Source organism: Exiguobacterium sp. s183 (genome assembly GCF_018617655.1).
GTDB classification, from domain to species: domain Bacteria; phylum Bacillota; class Bacilli; order Exiguobacteriales; family Exiguobacteriaceae; genus Exiguobacterium; species Exiguobacterium aestuarii_A.
On sequence record NZ_JACSKN010000004.1, the window covers coordinates 237,870 to 253,377 of the forward strand.

21 protein-coding genes are annotated in these 15,508 nt (G+C 48.5%); 10 read left to right on the forward strand and 11 right to left on the reverse strand.

What is annotated here, in order from left to right:
* Positions 1-85: 85 nt before the first annotated feature.
* A complete protein-coding gene (locus tag KNP62_RS11355) occupies positions 86-577 on the forward strand; it encodes a hypothetical protein (RefSeq protein WP_214785595.1) in 492 nt (163 codons plus the stop codon).
* A 25-nt stretch (positions 578-602) separates the two neighbouring features.
* Here the strand turns inward: KNP62_RS11355 and KNP62_RS11360 are convergent, their stop codons facing one another.
* Positions 603-1,100 carry a hypothetical protein gene (locus tag KNP62_RS11360; RefSeq protein ID WP_074034204.1) on the reverse strand — a complete coding sequence of 166 codons (498 nt, stop codon included), beginning with the start codon at positions 1,098-1,100 and terminating at the stop codon, positions 603-605.
* A gap of 111 nt (positions 1,101-1,211) precedes the next feature.
* Between KNP62_RS11360 and KNP62_RS11365 the strand changes: the two genes are divergently transcribed.
* Complete coding sequence (locus KNP62_RS11365) at positions 1,212-1,868, forward strand: TVP38/TMEM64 family protein (protein WP_214785596.1); 657 nt, start codon at positions 1,212-1,214, stop codon at positions 1,866-1,868.
* A 29-nt stretch (positions 1,869-1,897) separates the two neighbouring features.
* On the opposite strand, the gene queF is transcribed toward KNP62_RS11365, so the two are convergent.
* The 4 genes from queF to queC are packed head-to-tail and all read right to left on the reverse strand — an operon-like array spanning position 1,898 to position 4,189.
* Complete coding sequence (queF, locus tag KNP62_RS11370; RefSeq protein ID WP_015880473.1) at positions 1,898-2,386, reverse strand: preQ(1) synthase; 489 nt, start codon at positions 2,384-2,386, stop codon at positions 1,898-1,900.
* 11 nt (positions 2,387-2,397) lie between these two features.
* A complete protein-coding gene (queE, locus tag KNP62_RS11375; RefSeq protein WP_214785597.1) occupies positions 2,398-3,108 on the reverse strand; it encodes a 7-carboxy-7-deazaguanine synthase QueE in 711 nt (236 codons plus the stop codon).
* The gene (queD, locus tag KNP62_RS11380; protein ID WP_015880475.1) at positions 3,090-3,548 is read right to left on the reverse strand and encodes a 6-carboxytetrahydropterin synthase QueD; all 459 of its coding nucleotides are present in this window, start codon (positions 3,546-3,548) and stop codon (positions 3,090-3,092) included. The genes queE and queD overlap by 19 nt, the downstream gene beginning before the upstream one ends.
* On the reverse strand, positions 3,545-4,189 hold the full coding sequence (gene queC, locus KNP62_RS11385) for a 7-cyano-7-deazaguanine synthase QueC (protein ID WP_015880476.1): 645 nt from the start codon (positions 4,187-4,189) through the stop codon (positions 3,545-3,547). The genes queD and queC overlap by 4 nt, the downstream gene beginning before the upstream one ends.
* A gap of 217 nt (positions 4,190-4,406) precedes the next feature.
* Between queC and nhaC the strand changes: the two genes are divergently transcribed.
* The 5 genes from nhaC to KNP62_RS11410 all read left to right on the forward strand — a co-directional run bounded on the left by nhaC (position 4,407) and on the right by KNP62_RS11410 (position 9,231).
* Positions 4,407-5,783: a Na+/H+ antiporter NhaC gene (nhaC, locus tag KNP62_RS11390; protein ID WP_214785598.1), complete on the forward strand. Its 1,377-nt coding sequence runs from the start codon at positions 4,407-4,409 to the stop codon at positions 5,781-5,783.
* A gap of 84 nt (positions 5,784-5,867) precedes the next feature.
* Positions 5,868-6,452 (forward strand): DNA-3-methyladenine glycosylase, encoded by a 585-nt coding sequence (locus KNP62_RS11395; RefSeq protein WP_214785599.1) that lies wholly within the window; start codon positions 5,868-5,870, stop codon positions 6,450-6,452.
* Between the two features lie 82 nt (positions 6,453-6,534).
* Positions 6,535-7,047, forward strand: a complete 513-nt coding sequence (locus KNP62_RS11400) for a type 1 glutamine amidotransferase domain-containing protein (protein ID WP_026824537.1) — start codon at positions 6,535-6,537, stop codon at positions 7,045-7,047.
* A 165-nt stretch (positions 7,048-7,212) separates the two neighbouring features.
* Positions 7,213-8,283 (forward strand): MFS transporter, encoded by a 1,071-nt coding sequence (locus tag KNP62_RS11405; RefSeq protein ID WP_214785600.1) that lies wholly within the window; start codon positions 7,213-7,215, stop codon positions 8,281-8,283.
* Between the two features lie 114 nt (positions 8,284-8,397).
* Positions 8,398-9,231: an undecaprenyl-diphosphate phosphatase gene (locus KNP62_RS11410; RefSeq protein WP_214785601.1), complete on the forward strand. Its 834-nt coding sequence runs from the start codon at positions 8,398-8,400 to the stop codon at positions 9,229-9,231.
* Between the two features lie 161 nt (positions 9,232-9,392).
* Here the strand turns inward: KNP62_RS11410 and bshB2 are convergent, their stop codons facing one another.
* Genes bshB2 through pdxK form a run of 3 tightly spaced genes read right to left on the reverse strand, consistent with a single transcriptional unit; the run spans position 9,393 to position 11,291 of the window.
* Positions 9,393-10,043, reverse strand: a complete 651-nt coding sequence (bshB2, locus tag KNP62_RS11415; protein ID WP_074034220.1) for a bacillithiol biosynthesis deacetylase BshB2 — start codon at positions 10,041-10,043, stop codon at positions 9,393-9,395.
* Positions 10,040-10,411, reverse strand: coding sequence for a YojF family protein (locus KNP62_RS11420; RefSeq protein WP_214785602.1), 372 nt, complete (start codon positions 10,409-10,411; stop codon positions 10,040-10,042). Before KNP62_RS11420 ends, bshB2 begins: the two co-directional genes overlap by 4 nt.
* A gap of 55 nt (positions 10,412-10,466) precedes the next feature.
* Positions 10,467-11,291, reverse strand: coding sequence for a pyridoxine/pyridoxal/pyridoxamine kinase (gene pdxK / locus KNP62_RS11425; RefSeq protein WP_214785603.1), 825 nt, complete (start codon positions 11,289-11,291; stop codon positions 10,467-10,469).
* Between the two features lie 186 nt (positions 11,292-11,477).
* Here pdxK and cbpA point away from each other — a divergent pair, with 186 nt between their 5' ends.
* Entirely contained in the window at positions 11,478-12,113 is a 636-nt protein-coding gene (cbpA, locus tag KNP62_RS11430) for a cyclic di-AMP binding protein CbpA (protein WP_214695898.1), read from the forward strand.
* A gap of 34 nt (positions 12,114-12,147) precedes the next feature.
* Here the strand turns inward: cbpA and KNP62_RS11435 are convergent, their stop codons facing one another.
* From KNP62_RS11435 to KNP62_RS11445, 3 genes are all read right to left on the reverse strand, one after another.
* Positions 12,148-12,672 carry a GNAT family N-acetyltransferase gene (locus tag KNP62_RS11435; RefSeq protein ID WP_214785655.1) on the reverse strand — a complete coding sequence of 175 codons (525 nt, stop codon included), beginning with the start codon at positions 12,670-12,672 and terminating at the stop codon, positions 12,148-12,150.
* A 57-nt stretch (positions 12,673-12,729) separates the two neighbouring features.
* Positions 12,730-13,614, reverse strand: coding sequence for a diacylglycerol/lipid kinase family protein (locus KNP62_RS11440; RefSeq protein ID WP_214785604.1), 885 nt, complete (start codon positions 13,612-13,614; stop codon positions 12,730-12,732).
* A 131-nt stretch (positions 13,615-13,745) separates the two neighbouring features.
* Positions 13,746-14,120, reverse strand: a complete 375-nt coding sequence (locus KNP62_RS11445) for a hypothetical protein (protein ID WP_074034233.1) — start codon at positions 14,118-14,120, stop codon at positions 13,746-13,748.
* Between the two features lie 159 nt (positions 14,121-14,279).
* Here KNP62_RS11445 and KNP62_RS11450 point away from each other — a divergent pair, with 159 nt between their 5' ends.
* Together KNP62_RS11450 and KNP62_RS11455 are read left to right on the forward strand one after the other, a co-directional pair.
* Entirely contained in the window at positions 14,280-14,711 is a 432-nt protein-coding gene (locus tag KNP62_RS11450; protein WP_214746962.1) for a MarR family winged helix-turn-helix transcriptional regulator, read from the forward strand.
* Between the two features lie 121 nt (positions 14,712-14,832).
* Positions 14,833-15,468 (forward strand): FMN-dependent NADH-azoreductase, encoded by a 636-nt coding sequence (locus KNP62_RS11455; RefSeq protein ID WP_015880490.1) that lies wholly within the window; start codon positions 14,833-14,835, stop codon positions 15,466-15,468.
* Positions 15,469-15,508 lie beyond the last annotated feature (40 nt).

The following is a 15,508-nucleotide window of genomic DNA, read 5'->3' on the forward strand; positions in this document are numbered from 1 at the left end:
GGATGCCGCGGTCGAATGATCGCGGTTTTTTGATGAAACCGATTCGACTGAATGAACGTACATAAAGAAAAAGGGGGAATTTGAAATGACAGTGTTTGGATTTGGCGGAGATCCGTTTAGTGACTCCATGGGGGACTCATTCTTTACCGGGATTGTGTCGATATTTCCTATCGTGTTCATGGTTGTGTTCGGTCTGATTATTTTTGCATTTGTAAAAACGATTTTTCAGCATTCCAAAACATCGAGCACGTTGAAGGACTTACAACAATTCGCCTCGCAACTCGCCGATGATCCGGACGATGACACGGCCGAGCGATTGGCCGAGTATTTACGAGGTGTCGATTCCTTCTCGATTGAACGGACACGGATGGAACCGTTCCGTGTCGCACTCGGGTGCTATCAATTGGTGATGGAGTCAAGATCCGTTCGCGAGGAGACGAAAGAGCGAGTCGATCGCCAATACAAGCGTCTCGGCATTTTAGACGGGGAAAAATTTGCCGATGAGGCTCCACCACGTCACCGTTCTTCTTCATCGAACCATCATGATATCCACCACAACCACCATGACCATATGTAAAAAAGCGAAGGGATCCCTTCGCTTTTTACATATATCGTGAAGCATCAAAGTCAATATCGGTCTGATAGCGGACGGCCTGGATGGCACTTTCGATTCGAATGGCTCGTTTCTTAATATCGCGTGCTTTCAAGCGATATAGCTCCGGGTCATATAAGGCGTGTTTGATCACGGAAACCCCGTGCACGTATTCCTTTTTCGGACGTAATGACAATTTCTCATAAAGACGTGCTTGGACACGTAACTGAATGGCGAGTTCGATTGCCTCTACGAGCGGGAGCGGACCGTCATGCGTTTCAACGACGGCTTGGACGTTCGCTTCTTGAATAAGACGGTCGAGCTGACGTAAGTCCAGACGGATGTGCTCAAGTTCCATCTCGATATCTTGAAGGGAGCGGGACTGAATCGTCGGAATGGAATCATTCACTTCGAGCGAGATGAATGCCACGTGCTCAATCTCTTCGGTCAATGTATCGATTTGCTCATGGAGCAACTGTTTTAATGTTAGGGCATCTGCAAGGTTCATATCGATTTCCTCCTTCTGCTTTCTCTAACCGTACCACATCGAGGTGGCTGAAAAAAGATGGATGACATCTCGGATTGCGGGAATAAAACCAAATAGGAAGGAGGGGGGACGATGAAAAAATGGAAGGTACAGTGGATGATTGCACTCGTCCTACTCCTGTTCGGAACAGCGACGTTCCTTTATCAATGGATCGATGTAAGTCCAGGAGACATCCGGGACTATATCATTCAATTCGGTTGGTTGGCCCCTTTGATTTATATTCTCTTGTTCACTGTTCGTCCACTCATCTTGTTTCCTACGTCCGTCTTATCGGTCGCCGGCGGTTTAGCGTTCGGGATGTTACCGGGTGTCGTCTATACGGTCATCGGGGCGACACTGAGTGCCCTCGTCGCATATTATGTGGCCGTTTATTTCGGCGACCGTTTCTTGCATCACTTCGAATCGAGGAACTATGAAGCCATTCAGCACAAAATCGAAGAGGACGGGTTCTTTTATGTACTCATCCTACGTCTCATCCCACTCGTCAATTTCGATTTGGTCAGCTATGCTTCCGGTTTGGCAAAAGTAAAAGTACCAGCGTATCTGTTTGCGACCGTCGTCGGTATGATTCCTGGCGCGTTCGCGAACAATTTTCTCGGAAGCAGCATCGCGAGCGGGGATTGGAAGCTGATTGCGTTGGCGTTCGGGATCATGCTCGTATTGACGCTCATCGCGACCGTGTTCCGTGAACCGATCAAGCGACAGATCCATCGCTATCAAAAAAAGTAGGCGACTCCCATGGAGCGCCTACTTTTTAATTAACGGTTGTCGACCGTCTCTGGATAGAGGTCATGGTTGAACAGACGATGTTCGGCCATCTTCTCATACTTTGTGCCAGGCTTTCCGTAATTGTAGTACGGATCAATCGAGATGCCGCCACGTGGTGTGAATTTGCCCCACACTTCGAGATAGCGTGGCTCCATCAATTTGACGAGGTCCTTCCCGATGACGTTGATGCAGTTCTCATGGAAGTCACCGTGGTTACGGAAACTGAACAAGTACAACTTCAACGATTTCGACTCAACGAGTTTCTCATCCGGGATATACGAGATGTAGATCGTCGCGAAGTCGGGTTGGTTTGTGATTGGGCACAGGGACGTGAATTCCGGCGCATTGAATTTGACGAAGTAGTCGTTCTCCGGGTGACGGTTCGGGAACGCCTCGAGGACGTCAGGTGTGTATTCAAAAATATAAGGGACGCTCTTCTGTCCGAGGAGCGAGAGGTCTTGTAAGTCTTCTGGTCTCATGTTTATTCTCCTTAGACGCCACGTTCGTTGGCGTACAGTAATGTGTGTAGTTGTGGTAGGACGCGGACGCTTTGCCATGAAGGGTCGCGTGCGACGTCTTCCCACAATTGTTTCAAACGACGGAGCTGGGCATCGGTGATATCACCGTCAGCACCTGGCTCTGGGTTACCGGCAGATAAATACATGACGTCCGGTGCATAGCGTTGTTGTACTTCTTTCGCGTAAGCGAGGTCCACTTCATCAAAGACGGCAACTTTGAATGTCGTCTGCTCCGGGCGTAGCCGTTCGACGATGGCGTCGAGTTGTTGCCAGTTTGTCTTCATGCCAGACGAAGGAGGCTTCGGGCTGAGGGTCACGTCATCGATCTGTGTGAGCCACTCTTGATAGCGGCTACCTTGCGTCTCGACGGCGAGTGTGACGCCTCGCTCTTTCAATTTCACGACGAGGTTCTCCATGGCCGCGATGAGGAGCGGGTTTCCACCCGAGATGGTGACGTAATCGTACGCACCGAGTGCGTCAAGGCGATCGATGACCTCGTCGGCCGTCAGCATGTCCGGTTTTTCTGAACCGTCCCATGTGAATGCTGAATCGCACCACGAACAGCGATAATCGCAACCGGCGGTCCGGACGAACATCGTTTTCTGTCCAATGGCACGTCCTTCTCCTTGGAAGGTCGGTCCGAACACTTCTAAAACAGGGATTTTCACGATTCCACCAACCATTCACGGCGGAACTCAGCGTACGAAGTCGGCGTTTCATACAAACGGACGAATTCGACGCGCACGTCGCGTTCATTTGGCAAGTGTGTCGCCAGTTGTTCAAAAATCCAATAGCACATGTTTTCTGCAGTTGTATTCATATAAGGGAGTGACTCGTTCAAATAGCGATGGTCGAGATATGGCTCAAGCTCTTCTTTGAAGATTTTTTTCAAGTCACCAAAGTCGAGCGTCATCCCGCGATTGTCGAGAAAACCGCTGACACCCATCTGGAGCTTATATGTGTGACCATGAAGGGCACGACATTTACCATCATAATCAAATAAGTGGTGTGCCGCGTCGAACGTCACTTCTTTGACGATTTGAACACGATGCGGGCAGTAGATGAGCGACCCTTCTTGTTTCGATTCGACACTGGTCGGGGCGAGGAATGGAGCATGTTTCATACGCGCACCTCCTCGTAAGCTGTGAGTCCGTTTTGGCGAAGCTTACACGCCGGACATTCTCCACAACCTGAACCGATGACACCGTTGTAACAAGTGAGCGTACGTTCTTTGACGTAGTCGAAGGCACCGAGCTCGTCGGCAAGTGCCCACGTCTCTTTTTTATCGAGCCACATGAGCGGAGTGTCGATGACGAATGGATAATCCATCGCTAAATTGAGTGTCACGTTGAGTGATTTAATGAATTGGTCTCGGCAATCCGGGTAACCTGAAAAGTCCGTTTCACATACACCGGTCACGATGTGATGCATACCGAGTTGTTTGGCCATGACAGCCGCAAATGATAAGAATAGATGGTTGCGTCCATCGACGAACGTGTTTGGGACGTCCGCATTGTCGATGTCAAGATCGTGTCTCGTGAGCGCATTTGATGTGAGTTGTCCGAGTAGGGACAAGTCGAGGATGTGGTGTGGGACATCGAGTTCTGCCGCGATTTCTTTTGCGACCTCGATTTCCGCATCGTGGCGTTGACCATATGCGAATGTCACCGCCTCCACATGGGAGAATTGTTGTTTTGCCCAAAATAGGCAAGTGGTTGAATCTTGGCCACCACTGAAGACGACCAATGCTTTTTCGTGTTGCATGAAGCACACTTCCTTTTCGCTAGTTTTGATGTCGGAGGAGGTTACGAACTCCGGAGGTCACCCTCAAGCATATAATTTATCATAAAAAGACGTTTGACAGGGAGAAAGGAAGCGAGTATAGTAAAAAACATCACTGACGTGCTTTTGTGCATAAAAGCGTTTAAGCGGTTAGGCGAAATAATAAATAATTAGGATATAACGAAAGGAGGGGACGTCGATGCAGATGAAAGGAAAAGAAGCTGTATTCGTCGTGTTGATGAGCGGGATCACCTTGCTCGCACTGATGTTTTTGGCCAAAGCGACGCCGCATATGGCGATTTTTGGCACAATGGTAATGGTAGGTGGATACGCATATTATCGTTCACGCGACTTCAAACAGATTGAAACGGCGATGATCAACGGGATTCGTGAAGCCATCATGCCGGTATTGATTTTGTTGTTGATTGGGATGCTCATCGGAGTATGGCAAATGTCCGGGACGGTCGCGACGATCCTCTCCATCGGATTAAATACAATCTCTGCTGAATGGTTCTTACCAAGTGTCTTATTGATTACGATGATCGTCTCGACATTCACAGGAAGTGCGTTCACAACCGTCGGAACGGTCGGTGTCGCCTTGTTCGGAATCGGGACGGCATTAGGCATCTCGCCAGCTCTCGCTGCAGGTGCCATCGTATCGGGTGCGCTCTTCGGAGACAAGATGAGCCCGTTGTCGGATACGACAAACTTTGCGCCGGCAGTGGCGGGTGTAAAATTATTTGACCATATTCGCTTCATGATGGGGACGACGATTCCGGCGTTCATCATCACGTTAATTTTATTCACCTTCCTCGGACGTAGCGGTCAAACTGCTGACACGACTCAAATCGCGGAAGCACAAGCTGCGCTAAGCGGACGTTTCGACCTTTCTTGGCTCACGTTAATTGCCCCTGTGCTCGTCGCAGTGCTTGCGTTCCGTCGGATGCCGGTCTTGCCGACGATGCTCGTCGGGATGTTCGCTGGTGTGTTGACGGCAGGTTTTGTTCAAGGCAACTGGAGCATCTCGAACTGGCTCGGTGTCATGCAGTCTGGATTCAAGTCAGGTGTGGAGAACGAGACGATTGCGACGGTACTCGATCGTGGTGGTCTTGAATCGATGCTCTGGTCGGTCAGCCTCGTCTTGATTGCCCTTGCATTCGGTGGCTTGTTACGTGAACTCGGTGTGTTCCAAGCAATCGTTGAATCGTTGCTCGAGCGTTTGAAGTCACCAGGAAGTTCCGTTCTATCGGTCGTCCTCAGCTCAATCGGTGTCAACTTGCTCGCAGGAGAACAGTACTTGTCGATTCTCTTGCCAGGACAGGCGTTCAAACAAGGGTTCATCGATCGCGGAATCGACCCACGCTACTTGTCACGTGCGCTTGAGGATGGCGGGACTGTGATTAACCCGCTCATTCCGTGGGGTGTCTCCGGAGCGTTCTTCGCAGCGACACTCGGTGTGCCTGTATTGGAATACGCCCCATTTGCGTTCTTCCTTTGGCTCAGCCCAGTCTTCTCCATCATTTTGGGATACGTCCGATTGGGGAAGCAACGTGAAACACTTAAAATTGCATCGTAATATCAAGGTGTCCTGCCATGCAGGGCATCTTTTTTGTGTGCAGTATATGACTTTTGAGAAAATAGGAGAAACGGAGGTGGAACGATGAAGCGACTCGATCTAGCATTTTATGAACAACCGACACTCGAATTGGCACGAGCATTACTCGGACAATATTTGGTGCGGCGCCATCCGGAAGGCGATATCATCACGAAGATTGTCGAGACAGAAGCCTATCTCGGTGTCATCGACCGAGCGGCGCATAGCTTCGGAGGGCGTCGAACGAAACGGACGGAAGTCATGTTCGGGCAACCTGGGTATGTATACACGTATCAAATGCATACGCATACGCTCCTGAACGTGGTCAGTGGACCAGTTGGTACACCGGAAGCCGTGTTGATTCGAGCCGTCGAACCGATTCAAGGACATGAATGGATTGCTTCGAACCGTCCTGGGATGAAACGATATGACCAAACGAACGGACCAGGGAAGTTGACGAAAGCACTCGGGATCACGATGGACTTATATGGTCACTCGTTCCAACAAGACCCGCTCTATCTTGCTGAAGGTGAGACGGGAATGGTGATTGAAGCGGGTCCACGCATTGGGATTCCGAACACGGGCGAGGCGCGTGACTACCCGTATCGCTTCTTTGAACGCGACAATCCTTATGTCTCGAAGTTTCGTTGAATGCATGCAATGATGTTTAAGTGATTCACGCCAGTGGAACAGTCCCTATGTGCATAAAACAAACAGAAGGAGTGTTTAGAACATGGCAAAAGTAGCAACGCTCATTACAGATATGTTTGAAGATGTAGAATTCACGGGTCCCCGTGACGCATTGGTGGATGCGGGACATGACGTCGTGACGATCGAGAAGAAAGCAGGCAACACGGTAGAAGGGAAGCAAGGAGAGGCGAAAGTGAACATCGATCAATCGATTGACGATGTATCGCCAGAAGATTTTGACGCCCTTCTCTTACCAGGTGGATTCTCTCCTGACTTATTGCGTGAAGACGAACGGTTCGTCTCGTTCGCGAAAGCCTTCATGGATGCGAAAAAACCTGTCTTTGCCATCTGTCACGGACCACAGCTGTTGATTACGGCGAAGACGTTAGAAGGTCGTGACGCGACCGGCTACAAATCGATTAAAGTCGACATGGAGTATGCCGGTGCCAAATATGCGGACAAAGAAGTTGTCGTCTGTCAGAACCAGCTCGTGACGAGCCGTCAGCCGGATGACATTCCGGCGTTCAATCGCGAAATTCTCAACTTATTGAAATAACACGTCAACCACGAGAGGAATCTCGTGGTTTTTTTGTGTTTTCGGGAATAGACAAGTAAGGAGGAGATTCAAATGAGAAAACGAGCACGTTCACCTAGTTAAGTTCGTCGAAACGTTGTCCGATTAGGATGGATTCGTTGGTTTGAAGGCTTGATTCCCGCATACGTGATTGAACGGCTGTTCTGGGAGTCACGGGGTATCTCCATTCAGGAAGTCGTTTATTTAGAGATGGTGTATGCGCTCATCATCGTTCTGTTCGAAGTACCGACTGGTGTATGGGCGGATCATACGGCACGGCGTCGACTTGTTCAAATCGGTGTCGCGTTAGAATGGCTGTCGTTTATCGTCATTTTGTATTCGTTCACGTTCACGGGTTTCTTTGTCGCAATCAGCTGTTCGGCCGTTGGGTCGGTCATTCGAAGTGGGGCAGAGAATGCGCTGCTATACGAGTCCTTACAGGAAAGTCATGAAGCTTCGTCGTTCGAACGGGTTCTTGGGAAGCTGAACGCGATTGGGATTGTGGCCGCTGTGATGGCGGCATTGAGTGGCAGTATGTTGGCTCAGTATCTTCCTTTGGAGTGGAACTATGGAGTCTCGATTTTGAGTTTAATGATGGCGACACTATGTAGCGTATTTCTCGTTGAACCGACTCATCGAGAGCGGGAGGAACGTTTGACGTGGCGCCATTTGTTCAAAGGGTTTCAATTCATTTGGTCAAACCGACAACTTCGTTATGTCACAATCAGTTTTTTGGCAGCGGTATCCGCTTTTAACTTCATCGATGAATTTTGGCAACTGTACGCTCGCGATGTGTCCGTTCCGATTTATTGGTTCGGTGTCATTTCAAGTGGGTTGCTCTTGATCCAGTTACCTGGGCAACTGTTCGCAGGTACCATCGTGCGTATTGCGCCTTCTGAACGTTGGTTGAAGCAATTCGGATGGGTGATGGGTGGCGGGTTTCTCTTCATTGGTTTATTTCCGAGTCCAATCGGAATTGGTGTCATGGGATTGTTGGCACTTCTATATGGGACGATGGAGCCGCTCTATTATGGACTTTTACACCATCAAGTTCCTTCATCCATTCGAGCGACGACGGAATCGTCTGTCTCGATGCTGTGGCATCTTGGCATTCTCGGATTAGGGGTTGTCTTTATCATAGGGACGACAGCGTCGCTATTTCTAGCGTTTTTGATGATTGGGCTTGTTGTGTGGGTCGTTCATGCGACTGCACGATAACTCTCACAGGCATGGGCCATAAGCCATGCCTGTTTTTACGTCTTAAGACGGACGCAAGATGGTGAGGAGAAGTGTATGATGAGAACAATCTAAAGGAATTATAGGAGAAACATCGTGGAATGGTATGAGTTATTCGTAGGCTTTTTATTAGGAGTCGTTGAAGGATTGACCGAATTTGCTCCGGTCTCGTCGACGGGTCATATGATTCTCGTGGACGGGCTTTGGTTGAACTCGAGTCAGTTTTTAGGTCAGGAAGTAGCGAACACGTTTAAAATCGTCATTCAATTAGGCTCGATTTTAGCGGTTGTTGTCGTCTTTCGAGACCGGTTCAAAGCGTTACTGAATCCGAAGTCGCTGTTCACACTAAGACAAAACGGGGCAGTACGCCAATTAAACCTGATACATATTTTGATTGGACTGCTTCCGGCCGGTGTCCTCGGTGTATTGTTCGAGGACTACATCGATACACACCTCTTCTCGGTCAAGACGGTGTTGATCGGGTTAGTGATTGGGGCTTTCTTTATGATTGCCGCAGATTTATCAGGTGTGAAACGACAAACGACTGCAACGCTCGATGACATCACGTATAAGCAAGCGCTTGGTGTCGGATTGATTCAATGCTTCTCGTTATGGCCAGGATTCTCGCGGTCGGGCTCGACGATTTCTGGTGGCGTCCTCCTCGGGATGAGTCACCGGGCAGCGGCAGATTTTACGTTCATCATGGCGGTACCGATCATGTTCGGCGCGAGCGCCTTGTCACTCTACAGCAAATGGACGTACTTTACGCTCGATACGTTGCCGGTGTTTATCATCGGGTTCATCAGTGCGTTTCTGTTCGCGCTTATTTCGATTAAGTTCTTTTTGAAATTGATCAACAAAGTGAAATTGATGCCGTTTGCGGTCTATCGAATCGTATTGGCCATCGTGATTTACGTTCTGTACTTCTAAAAAAACACGTGCGAATGGCACGTGTTTGAAACCAATGAATGGAATTGTTCGTACAGTCTAGAAGAGGTGAAAACATGGGACAAATCGTTGTAGTATTCGGAACGCTAATCGGTCTTGGGACCGTTGGGGCATTACTTTATATGACCCGTCTAGCCTATGAATCATGAGAACGGATAATGATAGAAGCGCTCACGTTGGAGTAACTCCATGACGTGGGCGTTTTCTGCGTTGTCAATCGCGCGAAGTAGACCTTCCGTCTGAGAACGATGGGCAAAGAGGGAGTCTTTTTTCTGCTCGCTCTCTTCCGTCACATCGACGATCACGTGAGGTTGTCCTAGTTCTTCTTCTGTGCGGCGATCGAATGCTACACCTAAAAACTCAGGGCGTGATTCTCCCATCTCCTGAAGTGCTCGTACGACAGCACGAGCTGTCGCTTCATGGTCCGGGTGAACGGCATATCCTGGATAGAACGAGATGACGGTTTCCGGCTTCACTTCGTCAATCAATGCGCGGAAGCGACCAGCGAGCTCGGCCTCATCCTCAAATTCAACGGTTTTATCACGAAGTCCCCACATGCGCAGGTCCTCGATGCCCATCATCCGACAAGCTTCTTCAAGTTCATGCTTTCGAATTTTAGGTAGCTCCTCACGCGTCGTAAAGATCGGGGAACCCATGTTGCGTCCCATCTCGCCCAGTGTTAAGCAGACATACGTGACCGGAAGTCCTTTTTGACGATGTTGGATAATCGTTCCGGCCGAGCTGAACGCCTCATCGTCCGGGTGTGGGAAAATGACGAGTAATGGTCCATTCATTGATTCTCCACCTCCGATGCTCCTTGCGGGAGCGGTTTGATATCGATATGCAGCGCACACGCCAGTCGACCGAGACGATCGTGACCAGCGAGTAGTAACTGTTCGCCGTGCACCTCATAGTCGGTCAATCCTTCGACATAGAGCCAGCCGTGATCGAGCTTTAAGCCGACACGGTAAGGTCCATTTCCTTTGATTTGACCGATGCTATATTCGATTTTGGCATTACGGATAAACATCCCGGCGTTATGGAAGTCCGGGTCGTTATGTGTCGCATAGGCACCATTTGTCGTCTCGACATGCACGAAAAGTGGTGTTGCGACGTAATTGTCTAAATATTGCTGAATGTGATCAGGTTGAATCGCTTTCACGTCTGTCCCTCCAATGGAAAGGATGACCCGAAACGTCACGTTCCGGGTCATCTGTTTACGATTGTGTTGCTACTTTTTTACGGTATCCCGTATGGTTCGTCGGTCCGACGTATTGGTTGAGACGGAATGAGTGACGAACTGCTTCTGTGATAAATTCTTTTCCGATTTCAATCGCTTCTTCGACCGTATGGCCGTTTGCGAGAGAAGCCGCGATGGCAGAAGAGAACGTGCATCCACCGCCGTGTGTGAACGCAGGCTCGATTTTTTCACTTTCAAGCAGACGGAATTCGTTTCCGTCATACAAGACGTCGAATGCTGTGTCAAAACCAAGTTTGCCGCCGACTTTGACGATGACGATCTCAGCGCCGAGCTCATGAATGAGACGAGCCGCTTCTTTGATTTCGTCCATCGTCGATGGTGTTTTATCGAGGCCAGCGAGCATACGCGCCTCGAATAAGTTTGGAGTGATGATTTTTGCGACTGGTACGAGATGTTGACGCATCGCGACCGCAACGTTCGGGTCAAGAATCTCATCCGCACCTTTACATGCCATGACTGGGTCGACGACGGCATTCTCGATTCCGTATTCTTTAATCTTACGTGCTGCGAGTTCGATGATTTCAGGTGTCGGGAGCATTCCCGTCTTCACTGCATCGACTCCGATCCCAGCGAGCACCGTATCGATTTGTTTCTCAATCAATGTCGTGTCGATTGGAAAGACTTCGTGGTTCCATGCGTTATGTGGATCTTGTGCCACAATGACAGTCAAAGCTGTCATACCGTACACACCGAGTTCTTCCATCGTTTTGAGGTCGGCTTGGATACCCGCGCCGCCGCTCGTATCAGAACCGGCAATCGTCAATGCTTTTTTCATCGTCATAATCGTCCATCCCCTTTGTCTGTTTGGATAGTTTCACTATAACGACTTTTTCGTATTCCGACAAATGCAAGGATTACTAGAAGTGTTCATAACTTTTCAGAAAAAGTATGCAGGATGTTCATCATATTTGGGGAATAATAATGAATAGGGTGTAGACCACTTTATTATTGGCTGGGAGGAAAACGCATGTTAGTGCATAGCTTATGTATCCCGAAGAAAGATGTTGTCACGATCAGTGAAAAGGCAACATTGCGGGAAGCGCTTCATACGCTTGAAGAAACAGGATATCGTTGTGTGCCTGTTTTAGACGAGACGGGGAAATTTTTCCGCGGTAACATTTATAAGATGCATATTTATCGTCATGGAATGAACGGGGAAAACATGGACGATAATGTGATGACGCTCATTAAAAATACGCAAAAATACGTTCATGAATCCGACGGCTTCTTCGAAGTCTTTTTCTCGATCAAAGAATTGCCATACATTGCTGTATTGAAAGATGAGAGCAATGAGTTTTATGGTATTCTTCCGCACGGGAAGATGCTTGGGATGCTCGAGGAGGCATGGAGTCGTGACACAGGTAGCTACGTCTTGACGATTGCCTTGAGCGAACAGGCAGGAGCGCTCGAGAAGATTACAAAAATCGTGAACAAGTATACGTCAATCGCAAGCTTGATGACGCTTGATGCAAAAAGTAAGGTGTTGCGTCGCGTACTCGTGACGTTACCACCGGATTGCGAAGAAGACATGAAGAACAAAGTTGTTGCCAAGCTTGAACAAAAAGGCTTCCGAATCGTCGAAGTCGAGAACTTGAACAACTAAGTCAAAGCCCTTTCACGTGACGTGAAAGGGCTTTTTAGTTGAGTCGTTTTTCCATCCGGATGTCGGACCAGAATTGACCGTCCCAGTAAGTGAAGTGCTCGATTCGTCCGATTTCTTCATAACCGAGTTTCGTATAGAGTCGATGGGCCGTGTGATTGAAGGCGAACACGCCGAGCTCCATGCGAGGAGTCCCCTGCGCCCGCAGTTTCTCCTCCAGCAAACGAAGGGACTCCGTGCCCACGCCTTTGCCACGTCCTACGGATTCCCCGATAACAAATCCGAGCCATGCCGTACCAGGTTCTTGGCGGTACAGATGAGGGGGGTCATACATGACGTTCATTTCGCCGACGAGATGGTCGTCTGCATAAATGAGAAAAATATCATGTGTCAGAAGACGATCCTCTAAATCTTCGACCGTCATCTCATAATGAGCGGTCAATTCTTCTTCAGACCGACTCGGACGAATCAAATGCACGATTTGTGGGTCATTATTCCAGCGATTGAATGTCTCGACGATTTCGTCGGATGCTGTTGTAAGTGGAACAAGCGAGATGTTGATAGGTCATTCTCCTTTCTCGCTTGTTAACATTCGGTTTCGTTCATAAAAGTCCTTCTCTTATACGGGCTTCAATACGTTCAAATGACTCGGTAAAATTTCAAATGTAAATGGCAACGTTCCACCAGTGTCACCGTCTGCATTTACAGGAAGGGATTCAGGCGAGTTGACGCTCACCCGTGTCGTACAGAATGACGTGACACTGTCCGTTTCCTTTAATTTTCCTGTGAACAGGGCAGGCGTTAATTGAAGTGCGTCTTTTAGACCGAGCTCTTCAAAAATATAGACGTGCAACAATCCATCATTCAGTCGCGCGTCCGGTTCGAAATTCTCAAATCCTCCGACCGAGTTCGTCAAGGCGATGACGACGAGATAAGCTTCACCATCAAATTGACCGTCCTCACTTTCAATCGACAACGCATAAGGACTATGTTCACGGAACGCCTTCACGCCTTCAATCAAATAAGCGAACGGCCCCCATTTCGTCTTTTCTTCCACGCTTACTTCATCGACCGCCTCGGCAATGAGGCCAATGGCAATGACATTCATAAAATAGCCGTTTTCATATTTTCCGATATCCATCGGTGTCGGTTCAGCGTCACGAAGGGCTTCAATCGCTTTTTTAGGATCATTTGGTACACCAAGTGCGCGGGCAAGGTCATTGACCGTACCGAGCGGGATGATTCCAAAATCGGGACGATGAGGCGCCTCCGCAAGTCCGGTGACCGCTTCGTTCAACGTCCCGTCCCCACCCATAGCAATGACTGCCTTATATTGCTTTTCCGCGGCTTCTCGTGCAAAGCTCGTCGCATCTTGTTCTTTCTCAGTGAAGCGGACATCAACGTGTCCATATCGTTCACGCAATACTTCCTCGGCATGTGTCGCGTGTTGTTCCCCCAATTCTTTTCCTGAGGATGGATTGACGATTAACATGACTGTGTCCATTCCAACATATCTCCTTTTCGGTTCGAATACTGTCCTTTATTCCCGTCTGCGAAATCGATTACTCCTAAAAAATCCCTATGATCGTCAGCACTTTCGGCTGATCTTCATGGGGATTGGAACATGTCGTTCGTTTAATAATGACGGAATGCGGACATATCTAAATGACTCGCTTCAGACTCATCCACTGCGAGTTCGATACGCAGATGTTCATGAAACGGAGAAACGAGGGCGCCCATGCAGGCGACCGGTTCATGGTCGGGGACCGGTGATTTACGTTTCGTTTTGACGAATAAATAATCCGATCGCTTCAACGTCAACAAGAAACGTTCCACGGCGTGCGGTTCACGGGTCACGTTTGGCCAAGGTAAATGATTGAACAATAAAAAGACCGCGCCTTCCTTTTCGAGCGCATAGTCCGGTGCGATGCCTTCCCGATTCAACAAATCGATGACAGCATGCAAAAACTCCCGTTTAATCGTCAATGAAATTTCGTAATACTCACGCATACGGTCCACCCTTTCTTAAAATCACAATACTACCATTCTAAACGTTTCCGACATACGCGACAATGAAGAAGTTCCTTGACGAAGTATTTTTCCCGGCTTATACTGCATAAGTCCTGCTATACTAGTGATATATGATGAACGAATTGAGGTGAAACCGACATGATTGAATCCCTTGAATTGAAGGCATGGGTCGTTCTCGCACGAACGATGGATGCCATCAGCGATCGTGTGAAAGAAGATTTACGACGCCACCAGTTAAATTCAACAGAGTTCGGTGTTTTATCCGTTTTGTATAAACGAGGAGATACCCCGTTACAACAAATCGGGGACCAGATTTTGATTACAAGTGGTAGCGTGACATACGTGATCGACAAGTTGGAAAAGCGTGGGCTGATTGAACGAATCGCCTGTCCGTCCGACCGTCGCGTCACATACGCCTCGTTAACAGAGGATGGGAAGGCGCTCATGGATGTCGTCTATCCACAGCACATCGAAATCTTTAAAGATATATACGGACCGTTAAGCGATGAAGAGACGGAACAATTGATTTCGTTATTGAAACGAGTCGGTTATAACGCAGCGGGCAAATAAAGCCCGTTGCTTTTTTCATTAATATCTTGAAGTTAAAATAATTGACGATGAGATATACAGATGATATAGTTCTAACTGTTATTGAAAAAAATTAGAGATTACCCAAATGGAGGATTACACGATGACTAAAGTATTATATGTATCGGCTAACCCGAAACCAACTGAACTTTCATACAGCAAACAAGTTGCAGAAACATTCGTATCAACACTCAAGGCTGAAAACGCATCAATCGAAGTAGAAGCAATCGAACTCTACGATGTCGATGTACAAGAAATCGATGGAGACGTGCTCAGCGCATGGGGCAAATTCGCATCAGGCGAAGCACTCACTGACGTGGAAGCGAAAAAAGTAGGCACAATGAGCGGCATGCTCGAGAAGTTCATGGAAGCGGACCTTTATGTATTCGCAACGCCAATGTGGAACTTCTTCTTCCCAGCACGCATGAAAATGTTCCTCGACAGCGTCCTCATGGCGGGTAAAACGTTCCGTTACACGGAGCAAGGTCCTGTCGGATTGCTTGAAAACAAACAAGCGATCCACATCCAAGGAACAGGTGGTATCTACACAGGAACTGACCTTAACTTTGCAGACGCATACCTCCGCCAAGCGCTCGCGTTCGTCGGTGTGTCTGAAGTAACGACGGTAGCAGTTGAAGGGATGAACCAATACCCGGACAAAATCGAAGAAATCGTTGCGGACGCGAAAGCGAAAGCAGAAGCACTTGCGAAGGAAGTTGCAGGCGCAGTAACGGTATAATGCGAAAGACGAGTCGGCTGGCTCGTCTTTTTGTATGCTC

Coding starts and splice junctions, on each gene's coding strand:
- queD (WP_015880475.1), bottom strand. CDS start 3,548: ATGAAACATGCTCCATTCCTCGCCCCGACCAGTGTCGAATCGAAACAA.
- KNP62_RS11395 (WP_214785599.1), top strand. CDS start 5,868: ATGAAGCGACTCGATCTAGCATTTTATGAACAACCGACACTCGAATTG.
- nhaC (WP_214785598.1), top strand. CDS start 4,407: ATGCAGATGAAAGGAAAAGAAGCTGTATTCGTCGTGTTGATGAGCGGG.
- queE (WP_214785597.1), bottom strand. CDS start 3,108: ATGGTTGGTGGAATCGTGAAAATCCCTGTTTTAGAAGTGTTCGGACCG.
- KNP62_RS11365 (WP_214785596.1), top strand. CDS start 1,212: ATGAAAAAATGGAAGGTACAGTGGATGATTGCACTCGTCCTACTCCTG.
- KNP62_RS11400 (WP_026824537.1), top strand. CDS start 6,535: ATGGCAAAAGTAGCAACGCTCATTACAGATATGTTTGAAGATGTAGAA.
- queC (WP_015880476.1), bottom strand. CDS start 4,189: ATGCAACACGAAAAAGCATTGGTCGTCTTCAGTGGTGGCCAAGATTCA.
- pdxK (WP_214785603.1), bottom strand. CDS start 11,291: ATGACGATGAAAAAAGCATTGACGATTGCCGGTTCTGATACGAGCGGC.
- KNP62_RS11450 (WP_214746962.1), top strand. CDS start 14,280: ATGATTGAATCCCTTGAATTGAAGGCATGGGTCGTTCTCGCACGAACG.
- bshB2 (WP_074034220.1), bottom strand. CDS start 10,043: ATGAATGGACCATTACTCGTCATTTTCCCACACCCGGACGATGAGGCG.
- cbpA (WP_214695898.1), top strand. CDS start 11,478: ATGTTAGTGCATAGCTTATGTATCCCGAAGAAAGATGTTGTCACGATC.
- KNP62_RS11355 (WP_214785595.1), top strand. CDS start 86: ATGACAGTGTTTGGATTTGGCGGAGATCCGTTTAGTGACTCCATGGGG.
- KNP62_RS11455 (WP_015880490.1), top strand. CDS start 14,833: ATGACTAAAGTATTATATGTATCGGCTAACCCGAAACCAACTGAACTT.
- KNP62_RS11440 (WP_214785604.1), bottom strand. CDS start 13,614: ATGGACACAGTCATGTTAATCGTCAATCCATCCTCAGGAAAAGAATTG.
- KNP62_RS11360 (WP_074034204.1), bottom strand. CDS start 1,100: ATGAACCTTGCAGATGCCCTAACATTAAAACAGTTGCTCCATGAGCAA.
- queF (WP_015880473.1), bottom strand. CDS start 2,386: ATGAGACCAGAAGACTTACAAGACCTCTCGCTCCTCGGACAGAAGAGC.
- KNP62_RS11445 (WP_074034233.1), bottom strand. CDS start 14,120: ATGCGTGAGTATTACGAAATTTCATTGACGATTAAACGGGAGTTTTTG.